This is a genomic window from Rhodococcus tibetensis, assembly GCF_024438035.1.
In the GTDB taxonomy this organism is placed as follows: domain Bacteria; phylum Actinomycetota; class Actinomycetes; order Mycobacteriales; family Mycobacteriaceae; genus Rhodococcus_F; species Rhodococcus_F tibetensis.
Genome location: NZ_JANFQF010000005.1, coordinates 263,408 through 280,870 on the forward strand (window position 1 = coordinate 263,408; position 17,463 = coordinate 280,870).

At 65.8% G+C, this 17,463-nt stretch carries 16 protein-coding genes; 10 read left to right on the forward strand and 6 right to left on the reverse strand.

Annotated elements, in window-relative coordinates:
• The first annotated feature begins 7 nt into the window (after positions 1-7).
• Both NOF53_RS08270 and NOF53_RS08275 read left to right on the forward strand, forming a co-directional pair.
• Positions 8-880 carry an SCO6745 family protein gene (locus NOF53_RS08270; protein WP_255967144.1) on the forward strand — a complete coding sequence of 291 codons (873 nt, stop codon included), beginning with the start codon at positions 8-10 and terminating at the stop codon, positions 878-880.
• A 198-nt stretch (positions 881-1,078) separates the two neighbouring features.
• Positions 1,079-1,531 (forward strand): universal stress protein, encoded by a 453-nt coding sequence (locus NOF53_RS08275; protein WP_255967146.1) that lies wholly within the window; start codon positions 1,079-1,081, stop codon positions 1,529-1,531.
• Between the two features lie 15 nt (positions 1,532-1,546).
• Here NOF53_RS08275 and NOF53_RS08280 read toward each other — a convergent pair whose 3' ends face one another.
• From NOF53_RS08280 to NOF53_RS08295, 4 genes are all read right to left on the reverse strand, one after another.
• On the reverse strand, positions 1,547-1,879 hold the full coding sequence (locus tag NOF53_RS08280) for a DUF732 domain-containing protein (protein ID WP_255967147.1): 333 nt from the start codon (positions 1,877-1,879) through the stop codon (positions 1,547-1,549).
• 50 nt (positions 1,880-1,929) lie between these two features.
• Entirely contained in the window at positions 1,930-4,212 is a 2,283-nt protein-coding gene (locus tag NOF53_RS08285) for a HelD family protein (RefSeq protein ID WP_255967148.1), read from the reverse strand.
• Positions 4,213-4,371: 159 nt separating this feature from the next.
• Complete coding sequence (locus tag NOF53_RS08290) at positions 4,372-5,277, reverse strand: DoxX family protein (RefSeq protein ID WP_255967150.1); 906 nt, start codon at positions 5,275-5,277, stop codon at positions 4,372-4,374.
• 125 nt (positions 5,278-5,402) lie between these two features.
• Entirely contained in the window at positions 5,403-6,092 is a 690-nt protein-coding gene (locus NOF53_RS08295; RefSeq protein ID WP_255967152.1) for an MBL fold metallo-hydrolase, read from the reverse strand.
• Positions 6,093-6,243: 151 nt separating this feature from the next.
• On the opposite strand from NOF53_RS08295, the gene uvrA reads away from it, so the two are divergent.
• On the forward strand, positions 6,244-9,255 hold the full coding sequence (gene uvrA, locus NOF53_RS08300) for an excinuclease ABC subunit UvrA (RefSeq protein ID WP_255967154.1): 3,012 nt from the start codon (positions 6,244-6,246) through the stop codon (positions 9,253-9,255).
• A gap of 6 nt (positions 9,256-9,261) precedes the next feature.
• Here uvrA and NOF53_RS08305 read toward each other — a convergent pair whose 3' ends face one another.
• On the reverse strand, positions 9,262-9,996 hold the full coding sequence (locus NOF53_RS08305) for an alpha/beta fold hydrolase (protein ID WP_255967156.1): 735 nt from the start codon (positions 9,994-9,996) through the stop codon (positions 9,262-9,264).
• 285 nt (positions 9,997-10,281) lie between these two features.
• Complete coding sequence (locus NOF53_RS08310) at positions 10,282-10,662, reverse strand: DUF1844 domain-containing protein (RefSeq protein WP_255967158.1); 381 nt, start codon at positions 10,660-10,662, stop codon at positions 10,282-10,284.
• A 375-nt stretch (positions 10,663-11,037) separates the two neighbouring features.
• On the opposite strand from NOF53_RS08310, the gene infC reads away from it, so the two are divergent.
• The 7 genes from infC to NOF53_RS08345 all read left to right on the forward strand — a co-directional run bounded on the left by infC (position 11,038) and on the right by NOF53_RS08345 (position 17,401).
• Positions 11,038-11,688 carry a translation initiation factor IF-3 gene (gene infC / locus NOF53_RS08315; protein ID WP_255967247.1) on the forward strand — a complete coding sequence of 217 codons (651 nt, stop codon included), beginning with the start codon at positions 11,038-11,040 and terminating at the stop codon, positions 11,686-11,688.
• Positions 11,689-11,747: 59 nt separating this feature from the next.
• Positions 11,748-11,942, forward strand: a complete 195-nt coding sequence (gene rpmI, locus NOF53_RS08320) for a 50S ribosomal protein L35 (protein WP_109329424.1) — start codon at positions 11,748-11,750, stop codon at positions 11,940-11,942.
• A gap of 64 nt (positions 11,943-12,006) precedes the next feature.
• Complete coding sequence (gene rplT, locus NOF53_RS08325; RefSeq protein WP_005247385.1) at positions 12,007-12,396, forward strand: 50S ribosomal protein L20; 390 nt, start codon at positions 12,007-12,009, stop codon at positions 12,394-12,396.
• A 38-nt stretch (positions 12,397-12,434) separates the two neighbouring features.
• Entirely contained in the window at positions 12,435-13,244 is an 810-nt protein-coding gene (locus NOF53_RS08330) for a TrmH family RNA methyltransferase (protein ID WP_255967170.1), read from the forward strand.
• A 93-nt stretch (positions 13,245-13,337) separates the two neighbouring features.
• A complete protein-coding gene (gene pheS, locus NOF53_RS08335; protein WP_255967172.1) occupies positions 13,338-14,408 on the forward strand; it encodes a phenylalanine--tRNA ligase subunit alpha in 1,071 nt (356 codons plus the stop codon).
• A gap of 62 nt (positions 14,409-14,470) precedes the next feature.
• Positions 14,471-16,957, forward strand: coding sequence for a phenylalanine--tRNA ligase subunit beta (pheT, locus tag NOF53_RS08340; protein WP_255967174.1), 2,487 nt, complete (start codon positions 14,471-14,473; stop codon positions 16,955-16,957).
• 45 nt (positions 16,958-17,002) lie between these two features.
• Positions 17,003-17,401 carry a hypothetical protein gene (locus NOF53_RS08345; protein WP_255967176.1) on the forward strand — a complete coding sequence of 133 codons (399 nt, stop codon included), beginning with the start codon at positions 17,003-17,005 and terminating at the stop codon, positions 17,399-17,401.
• Positions 17,402-17,463: the final 62 nt, after the last annotated feature.

The following is a 17,463-nucleotide window of genomic DNA, read 5'->3' on the forward strand; positions in this document are numbered from 1 at the left end:
CTGACCCATGGATGCACACAGCGCTGGTCGAGCGGCTCGATCCTTGGAGTCGCTTCATTCTCTGAGCTACTTCGTTCCCGAGGTTGGAGAACGACTGGTTGAGGTGGGTCTGGAGCGAGGCCGGATGGGCTACTTCGCCGGTCGTGCGGCTCCCATGGGTGCGGTGAATGCCGGTGTCGTCACCGCCACGTTCTTCAATTTCAGCCCGGACGCGGTCGGTGCGACTATCCCGAGGGCGTGGGCAATGGCTGCGCCGTCGGCCATCATCGAGGCTCGATACTGTGGGGTCGGCGAGGCGTACGTTCGTCTGTTGGGCGAGTCCGTCATCACATCACCCGAGATGGCAGAGGCGGCCGACCTGCTCTCGACCGCGGCCCGGGGCATCCCAGGCGTTGAGGGAAGGCCGCTGTACGCCGGCTATGCGTCGCTGGACTGGCCGTCGTCGCCTCATCTCATTTTCTGGCACGCACTGACGTTGCTGCGTGAGTACCGCGGCGACGGGCACATCGCGGCGTTGCAGACTGCTGCTCTGAGTGGACTCGAGTCACTGATTACCCACACCGCGACGGGCTTCGGGTTCCAGAAGAAGTTCGCGTTGACCCGTCGGGGCTGGAGCGAGGAGCAATGGAACACTGCCTGCGACAGCCTGCGTGATCGCGAAATCCTCGATGCCCGTGGCGAACTCACCGCGAACGGCGAAGACTTGCGGAATCTGATCGAGGATCTCACCGATGATGTTGCGCTCGCCCCGTGGGCGGCGCTCGGTGAGGACGGTGCAGCACGCGTGGTCGAGCTGGCGACGCCGTGGCGCGACACCGTCGTGGCGGCGGGAGTGTTTCCGCCGGGCGTGTTCGGACCGAAAGTCCGCACCGCGAACTGATTTCTCGTCGGGGGAGGTCACAGACGTGGAGATCGGAGCAGTGTGACTGATCATGTATGGGGTCGGTGCGCTGTGGCTTGTGCTGCAAATACCCCTATGCGAGCACCGATACCGCTAGGGTCAGCGCAGTGGCCGCTGGGTCTGGACACGAAGTGTGCGGGCCCCGGCCAAATGACCACCGCAGACATGGAGGATTGAATGAGCGCCTACCGGACCGTTGTCGTCGGAACCGATGGCTCCGAGTCGTCGTTTCGGGCCGTCGAGAAGGCCGCAGCCATTGCGGGCGACGCCGGCGCCAAGCTGATCATCGCGTGTGCGTACTATCCGGCTGATCCCAAGGAAGTCGGCCATGCGGCCGACGCACTGGGCGACGAGGCCTACCAGATCACCGGCTCTGCGCCGACATATGACATTCTCCGTACCGCCAAGGAGCGCGCCCACGCCGGCGGGGCCAAAGATGTCGTGGAACGCGCAGTCGTGGGTGCGCCCGTGGAGTCCCTGCTGGCGTTGGTCGACGAGGTCGACGGCGGTCTTCTCGTGATCGGAAACCGTGGCCTCAACACTTTGACCGGACGACTGCTCGGCTCCGTTCCCTCGGATGCAGCCCGCAAGTCCACGTCCGACGTTCTGATCGTCCACACGGTCCGCTGAGCGGCACCTGATCAGTCAGCAGTAGTTCGCCTCGGCTGCTCCGAGATACACCCGCGCCACCTGTTCGGTGGTCAAATGCGTATCGGCTGCGGCCGAGGCGAACTGCGCCATCGGCATCAAGTGCGTCATGATGGTCGCCTCATCGGTTCCTCGGGACAGTTGCCCACAGATGCCGTTGGCGATGGCAATGACGGTATCCGCCGGCATCGCTGGGATTCCGGCATCGATCAATGTCTGCTGATACCGCAATCCGCGGGCGTCGAGGTGGCTGGGCGTGGCTGTCGTCGCTGCCGCGCTCGCCGACGCGTCGTCGGCGGCGGTGGCCTGCGAGCACGCGCTGAGTGTCATCGATCCGAGGGTGAGTGCGCACCCCATCAGCAGAGCGCGCCCGATCGACATCACGACGGATTCGCCACCACTGCCGGTGCCAGATCGGACAGCGCCACCGGCAGGGGCTGCGCGTGGACGACCCCGAGACGCTGAGTGGCGCGGGTGAGGGCGACATAGAGGTCGTTCATACCCCGCGGCGACTCGTCGACGATGCTCTGTGGCTCGACGATCAGTACCGAGTCGAACTCCAGTCCCTTGGCGTCCTTCACGGTAAGGACGCTGACGGAGTCGGAGTGAAGATCCGCGAGGGCCGCCACGAGCTCATGGTTCCCGATCACGGCGGTGGTGCCCGGACCGGTTTCCTCTGAAACACAGGCACGGACCGTGTCGGCCACGTCCGAGGCGGCAACATTCATCGACCACGGCATGAATCCAGATTCCCGGACGGAGCGCGGCACCGTCTGCTCGGCGTCGATCTCGGCGAGCACACGCCGCGCCGTTGTCATGATCTCGGCCGGGGTGCGGTAGTTGACGGTCAGCTCCGTCAGCTTCCAGCGTTGGGCCACGTACGGTTCCAATATCCGCTGCCAGGACGACGTGCCGGCCGGGTCACCCGTTTGGGCAGTGTCACCGACCAGGGTCATCCATCGATTCGGGATACGACGCATCAGCATGCGCCAGGCCATCTCCGAGAGCTCCTGTGCTTCGTCGACGATCACATGCCCGTAGGTCCAGGTACGGTCGCCGGCCGCACGCTCGGCCGTCGTCTGATGGGCACCCACGTCGTGCCTCTCGGCGAGCTGGCTTGCATCGATCAGGTCGTAGGCCATCAGAATTTCGGGATCCAACTCGTCCTCGAGATCCTGCGGCGCCGAACCGGTGAGAATGTCGAGTGCTCCTTGCGCGTCGGCGATCTGAGCCCGCCACTGCCGGCGTGCCCGTTCACGTTCGGCGGCGTCGTCCACTCCGAGGAGTTCGGCGAGTTCGTCGAGCAGCGGTGCGTCGGTGGCGCTGAATCCACGGGCGTCCGGGCGGTGCAGCGCTGCTCGTTGACCCTCTGTCAGCTGGGGCGCGGCGTCGGCCAGGCGTTTCGACGACGCGAACAGTTCGGCCAGTACCCGCTGCGGAGTCAGCTCCGGCCACAATGCGCCGATCGCCCCCAGTATGTCGGGGTCTTCACGCATCTCGTCGCGCATGTCGGCGATATCCTCCCGACTGAGGAGGTTGCCACCGTCGACGACGTTGGCGCCGAGCGTATCCGCGAGTTGCTGGGCGAGGGCCTCGATCACGGCCGCGACGAAAATTGGCCTGGCCAGGTTGTGGGGACGCCGTGACGACCGCGCCCGGCCACGGGCACGCGTCACCACCTTGCGATCCAACGTGATCCGATAGCTGTCGAAGCTCAGTTCGATCGGCCGCGCCGGCACTTCTTGCCTGTCGCGTACAGCCTTCTTCAACACGTCGAGGATGTCGAGGGAACCCTTGATCGCGCCGGCCTCCAGGCTGTCCTCGCGCGTGGCGCGGACACCGGGATAGAGGTCGCCGATAGTGGAGAGCAGCACACCCGTCTCACCCAGCGACGGCAGGACCTGACCGATGTAGTCCAGGAACGTGGCGTTCGGGCCGATGATGAGGACGCCGGCTTTTGCGAGCTGCTGACGGTACGTGTACAGGAGGTAGGCGGCGCGGTGCAGGGCCACAGCGGTCTTTCCTGTACCCGGACCACCCTGCACCACGAGCACGCTCTTGTGCTCGGACCTGATGATGGCGTCCTGCTCACCCTGGATCGTCTCGACGATGTCGTTCATCTGTCCGGTGCGGGCCGCGTTCAACGCCGCGAGCAGGGCGCTCTCGCCTGCGACCCCGTCGGAACCGGTGACGGTCCCGGCGGCCTCCGCGGCCGCGAGGTCCAGGTACTCGTCGTTGACGGCCGTCACTCGGCGGCTTCGGGTACGGATGTGGCGGCGTCGCGTCACACCATCAGGTGCGGCGGGGGTCGCGAGATAGAACGGGCGCGCCAGCGGCGCACGCCAGTCGAGCAGCATGGTCTCGTAGTCGTTCTCCTCGTCGAGGATGCCGAGACGTCCGATGTATCGGTGCTCATCCTCCAGGTCGATTTTCCCGAAACAGAGACCGTTTTCGGCGGCGTCGTACTTGGCGAGGTCCTCGGTGTAGAGCTGGTTGAACGACTCCCGCTCACTACGCGCCTGCGGCGTGCCGCCGGTCTCGAGCAGAACGCGGCTCAACCGGGTGGCCGCGTAGTCGCGAAGCGCGTCCAGTCGGTGGTAGAGCATCGTCACGTACTGCTGCTCGAGCTCGCGCTCGTCGTGTGACGTGTCCTCGTCGGGCAAGAGGTCTCCTTGACTGGTTCGGCTGCAGATTTTGTGCGGCTGCAAAAGTGCCTGGACAGTCTAGTCGGCCCCGGAGTGCTCCCGCCGATGTCGCAGGTCAGGGCAATCTCCGGGGCCGATCACGATCGTCTGCGACGGCTTTCGACGCCGCAGCGTGAGTCAGTGCGCCAGGTCGATCTTCTTGGCGCGCGCCTTCTCCAAAGCGATCTCCGCTTTCTCGCGGGCGATTTCCGCCTGCTTACGCGCGATTTCTGCCTGCTTGCGGGCAGCCTTGCCGGCAACCTCGCCGCGCTCCGCGGCCACCGTCGCCCAGTCGGCACCCTTTTCGCGAGCGAGTTCGGCCAGGACGGGGCCGCGGTCTTTCGCGACGTCCACCCACTCCGAACCGCGGTCCTTCGCGACGTCGACCCACTCCGAGCCGCGTTCGGCTGCGACCTTCGCGAGGGGGGTCACTCTTTCCTTGGCGATCTCCAACAGACCGGAACCACGCTCTGCGGCTTCCTCGGAGAGCACCCGGGCTCGCTCGGCCGCGGCGGACAGAGCCTCGGCGATCTCAGGTCCGTGATGGTCGTCGCTCGACCCGAGTGGAAGCGCAGCCGCCACACTGGCCTGGGCGGCCCGCGCGGCGCGGCGTCCACGCCACCCCAGCGACGGCTTGCCCTCGGTGTCGACGGCTGCGATCAGCAGACCACCGAGCAAACTGACGTTCTTCACGAACTGGGTGCGCTGGGCAGCCTTGGCCGCCGGGTCGGTTTCGTTCCAGAAGGCGTGTCCCGCCAACGTCGTGGGAACCAGGGATCCGGCCAGCGCCAGCGATGCGAGACGAGGCGCCTTGCCCGTGGCGAGCAGAACACCACCGCCGATCTGCACGGCGGCGTTGATCTTGATCAACGTCTCCGGATCGGATGGGATCTTCTGAGTGACGGACTCAGGAAGGGTTTCGGTTGACTTGTCGATCAGCGGTCCTGCGGCCTCGGCCCTAGGTGCCGGATTTCGAAGTGCATCGATCCCTCCGCTGATGAACACGGCCGACAGCAGTGGGCGAGCGATACGACGGACAAGCATTCCTAGCCTCCCAATCATCGAGTTTCTCCCGCTTCACACTAACGAGAGTTCGAGGCAGCCGTACTGGGTACGACGGTCTTGTCGTTCCGACCGGCTGCCTCTTCCCCAGTACCCAGTCGAGGGGCTCACCAACCGCGTTCGCGCCACTCGCCGAGGTGCGGACGCTCGGCGCCGAGCGTGGTGTCGTCGCCGTGCCCGGGGTAGACGACGGTGTCGTCCGGGTAGCGGGCGAACAACTTCTCCTCGACATCGCTCAGCAACGACGCGAACATGTCCGCGTCAGCGGTTTTGCCCACTCCGCCAGGAAAGAGGGAGTCGCCGGTGAACAGGTGGGTGCGTCCGTCACCGGCCTCGGCAAATGCCAGTGCGATGGAACCGGGGGTGTGGCCGGCCAGGTGGATCACTTCGAAGGTGACGTCACCGACGGACACCGTGTCGCCGTCCTCGAGGAGGCGATCGGGCGGGACCGGAAGTGCCTCCGCATCGAGGGGGTGGGCGGCCGTGGGCACTCCGGTCGCGGCAGTGACCGCGTCGAGGGCGAGCCAATGGTCGCCGTGCTGGTGAGTCGTCACGATGAGTTCCAGGGACGGTGCGTGTTCGCGGATCAACTGCTCGACGCGTTCGGCCTCGTTGGCGGCGTCGATCAGGACTGACTTCCCCGTTGTGGAACAGACGACGAGGTACACGTTGTTGTCCATGGGGCCGACGGACATTTTCGTGATCGTGGCGCCGGGAACGGTGCGGCGCCGAGGCGCCGAGCCGGGGGAGACGTGGCCGGTATACGAGTCTTCTATCACCATGGGCTGCTCGGTCATGGTGGGGAGGCTACCGTCGAATAGAGGCAGGTGAGTGGCAGGCGGCCATCCATCCGGCAGAACGTGTCGGTGGGCCGCCTTACCATGGCACGGCTGGAGGACCCGACGAACGCGCAGCGTCCTCGGCTGTCGAACAATGAAGGGAATTGGAGTGGCGGATCGCCTTATCGTGCGGGGTGCCCGTGAGCACAATCTGCGAGGGGTCGATCTCGATCTACCCCGCGACAGCCTGATCGTGTTCACCGGATTGTCGGGCTCGGGTAAGTCGAGTTTGGCGTTCGACACGATCTTCGCCGAGGGCCAGCGACGCTACGTCGAGTCGCTGTCGGCGTACGCACGCCAGTTCCTCGGTCAGATGGACAAGCCGGATGTCGACTTCATCGAAGGCTTGTCGCCCGCCGTGTCCATCGACCAGAAGTCGACCAACCGGAACCCGCGTTCCACCGTGGGCACGATCACCGAGGTCTACGACTACCTCCGCCTCCTCTACGCGCGGGCAGGCACGGCCCACTGCCCGGTGTGTGGTGAGCAGATCGCCCGGCAGACGCCGCAGCAGATCGTGGACCAGGTGCTCGACATGGAAGAGGGCATCCGCTTCCAGGTACTCGCTCCGGTGATCCGCACCCGCAAGGGTGAGTTCGTCGACCTCTTCGACCAGCTGAACGTGCAGGGCTACTCGCGTGTCCGGGTGGACGGCGTGGTGTATCCGCTCACGGATCCCCCCAAGTTGAAGAAGCAGGAAAAGCACGACATCGAGGTGGTCGTCGACCGTCTCACCGTCAAGGCCAGCTCCAAGCAGCGCCTCACGGATTCCGTTGAGACGGCACTGCGACTTGCCGAGGGCATCGTCGTGCTCGACTTCGTCGATCGCGAAGAGAATGCCGCCGACCGCGAACGCCGTTTCTCGGAGAAACTCGCGTGCCCCAACGGACATGCCCTGTCCATCGACGACCTCGAGCCGCGTTCCTTCTCGTTCAATTCCCCGTACGGTGCCTGCCCGGAATGCACGGGTCTCGGCATCCGCAAGGAAGTCGATCCCGACCTGGTGGTGCCGGATCCCGAGTTGTCGCTCCAGGACGGTGCCATCGCACCCTGGTCGATGGGGCAGAGTTCCGAGTACTTCGGGCGGCTGCTGTCCGGCTTGGGCGACATCCTCGGTTTCGACATGAAGACCCCGTGGAACAAGCTTCCGGCGAAAGCGCGGCGAGCCATCCTCGAGGGAAGTGAGGAGCAGGTGCACGTCCGGTACAAGAACCGGTACGGGCGTACCCGTTCCTACTACGCCGAGTTCGAAGGCGTCATGCCGTTCCTGCACCGGCGCCTCGACCAGACGGAGTCGGATCAGATGAAGGAGCGGTACGACGGCTACATGCGCGACACACCGTGTCCCGCGTGTGCCGGCGCACGCTTGCGTCCGGAAATTCTGTCCGTCACGATCGCGAGCGAGAAGTTCGGCCAGAAGTCGATCGCCGAAGTGTGCGAGCTGTCGATCTCCGATTGTGCCGATTTCCTCAACAGCCTCACGCTGGGCAGCCGTGAGGAAGCGATCGCCGGTCAGGTGCTGAAGGAAGTTCAGGCTCGTCTCGGATTCCTCCTCGACGTCGGGCTCGAATACCTTTCCCTCGCGCGTGCCGCCGGCACGCTGTCCGGTGGGGAAGCGCAGCGCATCCGGCTCGCCACCCAGATCGGCTCCGGCCTGGTGGGTGTGCTGTACGTACTCGACGAGCCGTCCATCGGCTTGCATCAGCGCGACAATCGGCGTCTGATCGAGACCCTCACGCGTCTGCGCGACCTCGGAAACACTCTCATCGTGGTGGAGCACGACGAGGACACCATCCGCACGTCGGACTGGGTCGTCGACATCGGCCCGCTCGCCGGTGAACACGGGGGAAAGGTCGTCCACAGTGGTCCCTACGAGGAGCTGCTCGAGTGTGCGGAGTCGCTGACCGGCGCCTACCTGTCGGGCCGCAGCCACATCGAGGTTCCCGCCATTCGGCGTCCTGTGGACCGCAAGCGGCAGGTCACTGTCGTCGGCGCGCGCGAACACAACCTGGGCGGCATCGATGTGAGCTTCCCGCTGGGTGTGCTCACGGCGGTTACCGGAGTATCCGGCTCCGGCAAGTCGACGCTCGTCAACGACATCCTTGCCACCGTCATGGCGAACAAACTCAACGGTGCGCGGCAGGTGCCCGGTCGTCACACACGTATCAACGGGCTCGACCAACTCGACAAGCTGGTGCAGGTCGACCAGTCGCCGATCGGACGCACCCCGCGATCCAACGCCGCCACGTATACCGGTGTGTTCGACAAGATCCGCACCCTCTTCGCGTCCACGACGGAGGCGAAGGTGCGCGGATACCAACCCGGCCGATTCTCGTTCAACGTCAAGGGCGGTCGGTGCGAGGCCTGCTCCGGTGACGGCACCCTGAAGATCGAGATGAACTTCCTGCCCGACGTCTACGTCCCGTGCGAGGTATGCCACGGCGCGCGGTACAACCGGGAGACCCTCGAAGTGCACTACAAGGGCAAGACCATCGCCGAGGTACTCGACATGCCCATCGAGGAGGCTGCAGAGTTCTTCCAGCCGATCACCTCGATTCACCGCTACCTGAAGACGCTGGTGGAGGTCGGCCTCGGATATGTGCGCCTCGGCCAGCCGGCACCGACGTTGTCCGGTGGTGAGGCACAGCGGGTGAAGCTCGCTGCGGAACTTCAGAAGCGGTCGACGGGGCGCACGGTGTACATCCTCGACGAGCCCACGACGGGTCTGCACTTCGAGGACATCCGCAAGCTGCTGGGGGTCGTCAACGGGTTGGTCGACAAGGGCAACACCGTCATCGTCATCGAGCACAATCTCGACGTGATCAAGACCTCGGACTGGGTGGTCGACATGGGGCCGGAAGGTGGATCCGGCGGTGGCACCGTGGTGGCGCAGGGCACCCCCGAAGAAGTGGCCAAGGTGCCCGAGAGTTACACCGGAAAGTTCCTCGACAGCGTTCTCGAAGCGGCACCCGCCCGCAAGACCAAGTCGGCCAGATCGGCGAAATCCAGTTCGGGAAAGTCCCCGGCATCCCCGAAGTCGGGAACCGCGAAAGCCACTACTGCGGTGAAGTCGGTGGCCTCGCGCAAGCGGGCCCCGAAGAACACCGCAGCAGTGGGCTGAGTTCGGTTATCGAGCAGCGGCCGCGTCGATTTCTTCGGCGAGGTCGGCCGGCCGCGACCACATCGGCCAGTGGCCGGTAGGCAGATCGACGTAGTCGACCTTCGCGATCCGGCCCAGTTCGACGGCCATCGGGTGGCCGACGCCTGCTAGTTGCCGGATAGCCTCGGACGGGAAGCTGGTGCAGACCACGGTGGTCGGCACCTCCAGGCGGCGGGTGTCGCTGAGCGCGAATGTGTCTCGGGCCGGCCCTGCAGGTTCGGGGACTGCTCGGCTGCGGAACGTCTCGAGCATCACCTCGTCCAATCCCTCGAGGCTGTTGCCTTCGGCTTCCAGCTCCGACCAACTGGGCAGCGGAAGTTCAGTGACCGACGCGCCGAGATCGTCTCGCAGAGCTACGCCGTCTTGCAGAGGGCCCGAGTCGACATAGATCACCCGCGCCAGCGCGTCCGGGATGCGATCGCTCGCGGCGTACGCCACCGGCCCCGCACCGCTGTGGCCGACGAGCACCGCACGCTCCGAAACCGGTGTGGCTGCGACCGCGGTCACCACCGCGGAGATGTGATCGTCGAGGCTGACGCTGCTGCGATCCGTATCGATCGAGTCCAGTCCCGGCAGCGTCACGGCCGTGACGTGATGGCCGCGGCCTCGCAAGTCGGCCGCGACCGACTCCCAGGCCCACGCCCCGAGCCAGAAGCCGGGAACCAAGACGATATGGGTCTGTGTGGTGGCTGTGTGTGTCATGGTCGGAGTGAACCTGCATCGGTGGCAGCCCGTGGCGCCATCTCTGTCACAGTCGGGTAACGGATCCACCGAACTGCCGGAATTGCTGGTCGCGTTATTCGGCAGACTGCGCCGGTCGTGCATGGACCGTAGAACGTACAGGCAGCCTTACCCCGCTTGTGCTTGCCCAGAGCGTCGAGTTCGGCTTCGTGCTCACTGTCTGCGCGCTGAACGGGATCGGCGACGCGGCAAGGAAGCTGCCGACCTCGGCGGAGTTTCGTTCGGTCTTGTTCTGCTCGCCGAACGTCAGTAGACCGGGCCGGTGTACTTCTCTCCAGGTCCCTTGCCGGGTTCGTCGGGATGCGACGATGCCTCACGGAACGCGCGCTGTAATGCCTGCAGGCCCTCCCGAATGGGTCCGGCGTGCGGCCCGAGGTATTCCACCGAGGCAGTGACCAGGCCGGCGAGTGCGGTAATGACGCGCCGCGCCTCGTCGAGGTCGAGGTGCGGACTGGACTCGGGGTCCGGATCCGACAGGCCGAGCTTCTCGGCCGCCGAACTCATCAGCATGACCGCCGCGCGGCTGATCACCTCGACTGCGGGCACTTCGGCCAGCTCTCGCACTTCGGTATTCTGGTCACCGTTGTCGGTGCCTCCGGTGAGGGCGTCGTCAGAGTTCTGCGTCATGCCGAAGAGCTTTCCATCTCGACGCTCGCCCGCCACGCGCCGGTATCGATTAGCCGACGAGGTGCGCAAATGTTACCCTTGACGCAACGACCGCCTTCGAATCTTGTCGGGGGCAGCAAGTGGAGTCCGGCTCCCACCTCTGCGCGGCAGGTAAGACTGCAGTTCAGTGGTCCGGTCACCTGGTTTGAGGCTTGCCTCGAGTCGGGTTCCTCAAGCGAGGAGATGGTGGAATGGCGTAAGCCGTGAGATTGTCTGATCGGTCGACATCGGGCCCCGCATGGTGAGTTTTCACCGCAGCGGGGCTTTTTTGTTGGGAATCCGGGCGTACGGGCTGCCGGCGGTCTCGAGACCAGACCGTTCAACCTAGGAGGCCCCATCAGCACTGAGACCCGCATCAACGATCGCATCCGAGTTCCCGAGGTCCGCCTCGTCGGACCCGGAGGTGAACAGGTTGGCATCGTGCGTGTTGAAGATGCACTCCGCTTGGCCCTCGAGGCCGATCTCGACCTGGTCGAGGTGGCCCCCGACGCTCGCCCGCCGGTCTGCAAGATCATGGACTACGGCAAGTTCAAGTACGAGGCAGCGCAGAAGGCGCGTGAGTCGCGTAAGAACCAGCAGCTCACGGTCATCAAGGAGCAGAAGCTCCGTCCGAAGATCGACGATCACGACTACGAGACCAAGAAGCGGAATGTTGTTCGCTTCCTCGAGGCCGGGTCCAAGGTCAAGGTCACCATCATGTTCCGCGGGCGTGAGCAGTCGCGGCCGGAACTCGGCTTCAGGTTGCTGCAGCGCCTCGGTGCTGATGTTGCCGACCTCGGCTTCGTCGAGACGTCCGCCAAGCAGGACGGCCGGAACATGACGATGGTGCTCGCTCCGCACAAGGGTGCGAAGACGCGCGTCAAGGCGCAGGAAAGCGCGGCAGCGCCTCCGGCTCAGCGTGCAGTTCCGGCGCCGGCCGAACAGGCTCCCGCGGCGCCTTCGGAGCCGGCGGGCGGCAGTGCGCCCGGCGAAGCGCCCACCAGCTAGTCCGACTCCACCAGCACGACCCGGATGTTCAGATCCGGAAACACAGAACTGAGGACTCCATGCCCAAGTCGAAGACCCATAGCGGCACTGCGAAGCGATTCAAGGTGTCCGGCACCGGAAAGATCCTGCGCCAGAAGGCCGGTCGCCGCCACTTGCTCGAGCACAAGCCCACCAAGGTGACGCGTCGCCTCGATGGCACGGCTGTCGTCAGCAAGGCTGACACCCCGCGCATCAAGCGCCTGCTCGACATCTGAGTCGACACTCCTTTTACTGACCACCCGGGGCGTTTACCCGCCCCAAGATTGACAGGATTTTTCAGTGGCACGCGTAAAGAGGGCGGTAAACGCCCAGAAGAAGCGTCGTTCGATTCTCGAAGCCTCCAGCGGCTACCGCGGACAGCGCTCGCGTCTGTACCGCAAGGCCAAGGAACAGCAGCTCCACTCGCTGACCTACGCCTACCGTGACCGCCGTGCGCGCAAGGGTGATTTCCGCAAGCTGTGGATCACGCGTATCAACGCTGCAGCACGTGCGAACGACATCACGTACAACCGTCTGATCCAGGGCCTGCGTCTCGCGGAGATCGAGGTGGACCGCAAGAACCTGGCCGAGCTCGCCGTGTCGGACGCCGCGGCGTTCGCCGGCCTCGTGGCTCTCGCCAAGGCGGCGCTCCCGGCTGATGTGAACGCTCCTGCCGGGGAAGCAGCCTGAGTCTCGCACCCCGCAGTTCCGAAGTCCGGAAACGACCCGTGGACCCGCTCACCGAGCGCACCCCGCGGGTCGTTTCTGCTGTGAAGCTCCTGCGTACGGCGGAACGTCGCAAGGCAGGGCGGTTCCTCGTGGAGGGGGAGAACTCGGTCGGGGAGGCGTTGGCCACCCGCGCCGTGCACGATCTCTTCTACACGGAAGATGCGCGGCAGCGGTACGCCGAGTTGATCGGGCGGGCGGAGGCTGTCGGCGTTCGAACGTCGCTGGTGACGGACCGGGCGGTGCGTGGTCTCAGCGACACAGTCACCCCACCCGGCCTGGTCGCCGTGTGTGACCTCCTGGACGTGCCGCTGTCGGACGCGGTGGGACCAGGTACCAGGCTTCTCGCGGTCCCGGTGTCGGTGTCCGAACCCGGCAACGCAGGAACCGTCATCCGGGTGGCGGACGCAGTGGGTGCAGACGCTGCCATTCTGGCGGGCGACAGCGTCGACCCGCACAACGGGAAGTGCGTCCGGGCGTCCGCGGGAAGCCTCTTCCACCTACCGGTGGTGCGTGAGCGGGACACCGCCGCGGTACTCGACAGCATCAGCGCGGCGGGAATCCAATTGCTCGCCACCGCAGCGGACGGTGAAGTAGACCTCGACGACGCCGACGACATGCTGTCGCGTCCGACGGCGTGGTTGTTCGGGAACGAGGCCCACGGGCTCGATGCGTCCGTGGCCGCGAGGGCGGATCATCGGGTACGGATCCCGATTCACGGCCGTGCCGAGAGCCTGAATCTGGCGACCGCGGCGGCCATCTGCCTGTACTCGAGCGCGCGGATCCAGAACCACACGCGCACCGACAGCTGAAATCGAGATATTCCGATCGCATAGGATTCTTTCGACGAGCGTTTCGTCTCGTCTCGAGTTTGCCCGAGAAGAACTGAAGGAGTGGCACCGGTCGTGGCTAAAAAAGAGGGCGCTGCGTCACCAGAGGTCGATGCGAGTGCGCTCACCGAAGAGGCCTTGACGGCGGCGGCGGAGGACGCCGAGAAGGCTTTCTCCGCGGTGGCGAACCTGGACGACCTCGCCAAAGCGAAAGTCGACCACATGGGTGACAGGTCGCCCATCGCCCTCGCTCGCCGTGGACTCGGAGCCCTCCCGGGCAAGGAGAAGGCCGACGCGGGTAAGCGCGTCAACGTCGCGCGAACCCGGATCAGCGCGGCATTCGACGATCGGCGAGCTGTTCTGCTTGCCGAACGCGATGCCGCCGTGCTGGTCGCCGAAGCGATCGATGTCACACTGCCGCCGCAGCGCCAGCCGGTCGGGGCCAGGCACCCGATCAGCATCATCTCGGAGCAGGTCGCAGATGTGTTCGTGGGCATGGGCTGGGAGGTCGCCGAAGGTCCGGAAGTCGAGACCGAGCACTTCAACTTCGACGCGCTCAACTTCCTGCCCGACCACCCCGCGCGGACGATGCAGGACACGTTCCACATCGCTCCCGAGGGTTCGCGTCAGGTGCTGCGCACCCACACGTCGCCGGTTCAGGTGCGCACGATGCTCTCACGGGAACTCCCGATCTACGTGGTGTGCCCCGGGCGCACTTTCCGCACCGATGAACTCGACGCCACCCACACACCTGTCTTCAATCAGGTGGAAGGTCTCGCCGTGGACAAAGGCCTCACGATGGCGCATCTGAGGGGCACGCTCGATGCCTTCGCTAGAGCGTTGTTCGGTGCGGACACCCGAACGCGGATGCGTCCCAACTATTTTCCCTTCACGGAGCCCTCCGCGGAGGTGGACGTCTGGTTCCCGAACAAGAAGGGCGGCGCCGGTTGGGTCGAGTGGGGTGGCTGCGGGATGGTCAACCCGAACGTGCTGCGTGCCTGCGGAATCGACCCCGAGGTGTACAGCGGCTTCGCGTTCGGTATGGGTCTCGAGCGCACGCTGCAATTCCGGAACGGCATCCCGGACATGCGCGACATCATCGAGGGTGACGTGCGGTTCACGCTGCCCTTCGGTGTCCAGGGCTGAGCGCGATACTCCCGCATCCGTCCACAGTCACGACATTTCACGAACGAGAGAGCTGAGCAGACGTGCGAGTAGCGCAATCCTGGCTGACCGAGATCCTGCAGCGTGCCACCCCGGAGTGGGGCGTCACCGCGGAGGAGTTGGACGCGGGCTTCGTCCGCGTGGGGCTCGAAGTGGAGGAAGTCGATCGCCTCGAGGCCGTCGACGGTCCGCTCGTCGTCGGCAAGGTCGTCGAGATCACCGAGCTCACCGAGTTCAAGAAGCCTATCCGCTTCTGCAAGGTTGATGTCGGCGCGCCGGAACCGCAGGGCATCGTGTGCGGTGCCCGCAACTTCGCGGAAGGCGATCTGGTGATCGTGGCACTCCCGGGCGCGGTGCTTCCGGGAGGCTTCGCGATTGCGTCCCGCAAGACGTACGGCCAGGTCTCGGACGGGATGATCTGTTCGGTGGCCGAACTCGGTATCGGCAAGGATCACTCCGGAATTCTGGTGCTCGAGCCCGGGGCCGCGGCGCCCGGTACCGACGCGAATGTGTTGCTGGGTCTGGACGACACCGTCATCGAACTGAATATCACGCCGGACCGTGGTTACTGCTTCTCGGTGCGCGGGCTGACCCGCGAGCTCGCGTGTGGGTTCGATCTCGAGTACCTCGACCCGGCCGTGGTGCCGGCTCATCCCGCCGAGGGCGAGGCATGGCCTGTGCGGGTCGACCCCGACACTCAGGCGACCCGCTTCACCGCACGCCGTGTCACGGGTATCGATCCGACGGCGGCCAGCCCCTGGTGGCTGCAGCGGCGACTGTTGTTGTCGGGTGTCCGGCCGATCTCGCCGGCCGTCGACGTCACCAATTACGTGTTGCTCGAGTTGGGTCAGCCCCTGCATGCGTTCGACGCGGCCAAGATCAGTGGCGACCTCGTGGTCCGCCGGGCAGTGGACGGCGAGAAACTAACCACCCTCGACGAGGTGGAGCGGATCCTCGACCCCGAGGACGTCGTCATCGCCGACGACTCCGGCGTCATCTCTCTGGCCGGCGTCATGGGTGGGGCAACCACCGAGGTCAATGCCGCGAGCACCGACATCCTCCTCGAATCGGCGACGTGGAATCCGCTCGCGGTGTTCAGAACGGCACGTCGACACAAGTTGTCGAGCGAGGCCAGTAAGCGTTTCGAGCGCGTGGTCGATCCGGAGATCGCCGTCGCCGCCCTGGACCGGGCGGCGTCGTTACTGGTCGAGATTGCCGGTGGACGTATCGAGCCTGTGCTCACCGATGTCGGTGGGGTCACCGGTCCCGCCCCCATTCGGATGGATATCGACCTGCCGGACCGCGTGGCCGGGGTGTGTTACCCGAACGGCACGGCGGCCCGCCGGTTGACGCAGATCGGGTGCGACGTCGAGGTCGGCGTCAGCGACAGTGGGCACGGGCAGCTCGTTGCCACCCCGCCGTCGTGGCGTCCCGATCTCGTCCAGCCTGCCGATCTCGTCGAGGAGGTGCTGCGTCTCGAGGGACTCGAGCAGATTCCGTCGGTGCTTCCCGCGGCGCCTGCGGGCCGTGGCCTGACGCCTGCCCAGCGCCGCAAGCGTGCTGTCGGCCGGGCGCTCGCCTTCTCGGGATACGTCGAGGTTCTTCCGCCGGTGTTCCTTCCCGCTGCCGTCTTCGACGCCTGGGGGCTGGACCCGGAAGATCCGCGCAGGAACACCGTCAAGGTGCTCAATCCGCTCGAGTCGGATCGCCCGGAGTTGGCGACGACACTGCTACCGGGGCTGCTCGAGGTGCTTGCTCGCAACGTCTCCCGCGGTCAGCGCGACCTGTCGCTGTTCGGCATCGCACAGGTCGTGCTGCCCGGTCCCGACACGAAGCCGGTCGGCGCCCTCCCGGTCGACCGGCGGCCGACCGAAGACGAGATCGCCGAGTTGTTGCAGTCGCTGCCGGCTCAGCCGGTGCACGTGGCCGCCGTGCTGACGGGGATGCGCGAGCCGAGCGGCCCCTGGGGGCCTGGTCGCGCCGCCGAGGCGAGCGATGCATTTTCGGCCGCCCGCGCAGTCGCCTCTGCTGCAGGAGTCGAACTCGACTTCCGGGCGACGCAGCATCTGCCGTGGCACCCGGGCCGTGGCGCGGAATTGTTGCGGGACGGCGTGGTCGTCGGGCATGCCGGTGAGCTCCATCCCGCTGTCCTCGAGCGGGCAGGTCTGCCGCCGCGGACGTGCGCTGTCGAGATCGACCTCGACGCTCTTCCACTTGTGGAGAACCTCCCCGCCCCGAAGGTGTCGCCCTTCCCGGCGGTGCTGCAGGACGTCGCGGTCGTTGTCGACGCAACTGTGCCGGCCGGCACCGTGCAAGAGGCGCTGCGGTCGGGCGGTGGTGAGCTTCTCGAGGATATCCGTCTGTTCGATGTCTTCGAGGGTGAGCAGGTCGGACCAGGCCGGAAGTCGCTGGCGTTCGCGCTCCGGTTCCGCGGAGTGGACCGCACACTGACCGAGGACGAGGCGAGTGCAGCCCGCGACGCCGCGGTCGCTGCCGCCGCTGCGTCGGTGGGTGCCGAATTGCGCAGCTGACCCGTAGCCTGGGGTGCAGACCAGGGGAGCGTGAGGAGCGGGACGATGGCCGAAGTGCGCGACGTCGTATCGGCGGCGAGTGAGCTGACCGACGCCGAGTTCCTCGAGGTGGTGCGCGCAGTTGCTGCCGGTCGTCCCGGTCTCGGGGCACTCCTCGCCGCCGTCGACGTCGGTAGCGCAGTCCCGACGGAGGAACCGGTTACCGCGGAGATCGTCCCGGACGCCACTGCGCGGATACCCGAGCCCGACTACACCACGGGAGGCGTCCCGACGTTCGATCGTGTGCGGGATCGGATCGAGGAGCGTTTCGGCACGTCGATCGGGTCGGCGGAACTGGCGCACGAGAGCTCGTCCGGCCGATCGGTGGACGAACAGTGGGAAGCGCGGAAGAAGGCGGGCAAGGCCAAACTGGATGAGATCCGGCGGTCGCTCGGCAAGCAATGACCGCCGATCCGGTGGCTCCGGCCACCCGTGCGTGAATTAGCTTGCATGATGATGCATAATAA

Excerpts from the sequence above, each read along its gene's own strand:
- NOF53_RS08270 (WP_255967144.1), top strand. The coding sequence starts at position 8 with ATGGATGCACACAGCGCTGGTCGAGCGGCTCGATCCTTGGAGTCGCTT.
- NOF53_RS08275 (WP_255967146.1), top strand. The coding sequence starts at position 1,079 with ATGAGCGCCTACCGGACCGTTGTCGTCGGAACCGATGGCTCCGAGTCG.
- NOF53_RS08280 (WP_255967147.1), bottom strand. The coding sequence starts at position 1,879 with ATGACACTCAGCGCGTGCTCGCAGGCCACCGCCGCCGACGACGCGTCG.
- NOF53_RS08290 (WP_255967150.1), bottom strand. The coding sequence starts at position 5,277 with ATGCTTGTCCGTCGTATCGCTCGCCCACTGCTGTCGGCCGTGTTCATC.
- NOF53_RS08295 (WP_255967152.1), bottom strand. The coding sequence starts at position 6,092 with ATGACCGAGCAGCCCATGGTGATAGAAGACTCGTATACCGGCCACGTC.
- NOF53_RS08305 (WP_255967156.1), bottom strand. The coding sequence starts at position 9,996 with ATGACACACACAGCCACCACACAGACCCATATCGTCTTGGTTCCCGGC.
- NOF53_RS08310 (WP_255967158.1), bottom strand. The coding sequence starts at position 10,662 with ATGACGCAGAACTCTGACGACGCCCTCACCGGAGGCACCGACAACGGT.
- rpmI (WP_109329424.1), top strand. The coding sequence starts at position 11,748 with ATGCCCAAGTCGAAGACCCATAGCGGCACTGCGAAGCGATTCAAGGTG.
- NOF53_RS08345 (WP_255967176.1), top strand. The coding sequence starts at position 17,003 with ATGGCCGAAGTGCGCGACGTCGTATCGGCGGCGAGTGAGCTGACCGAC.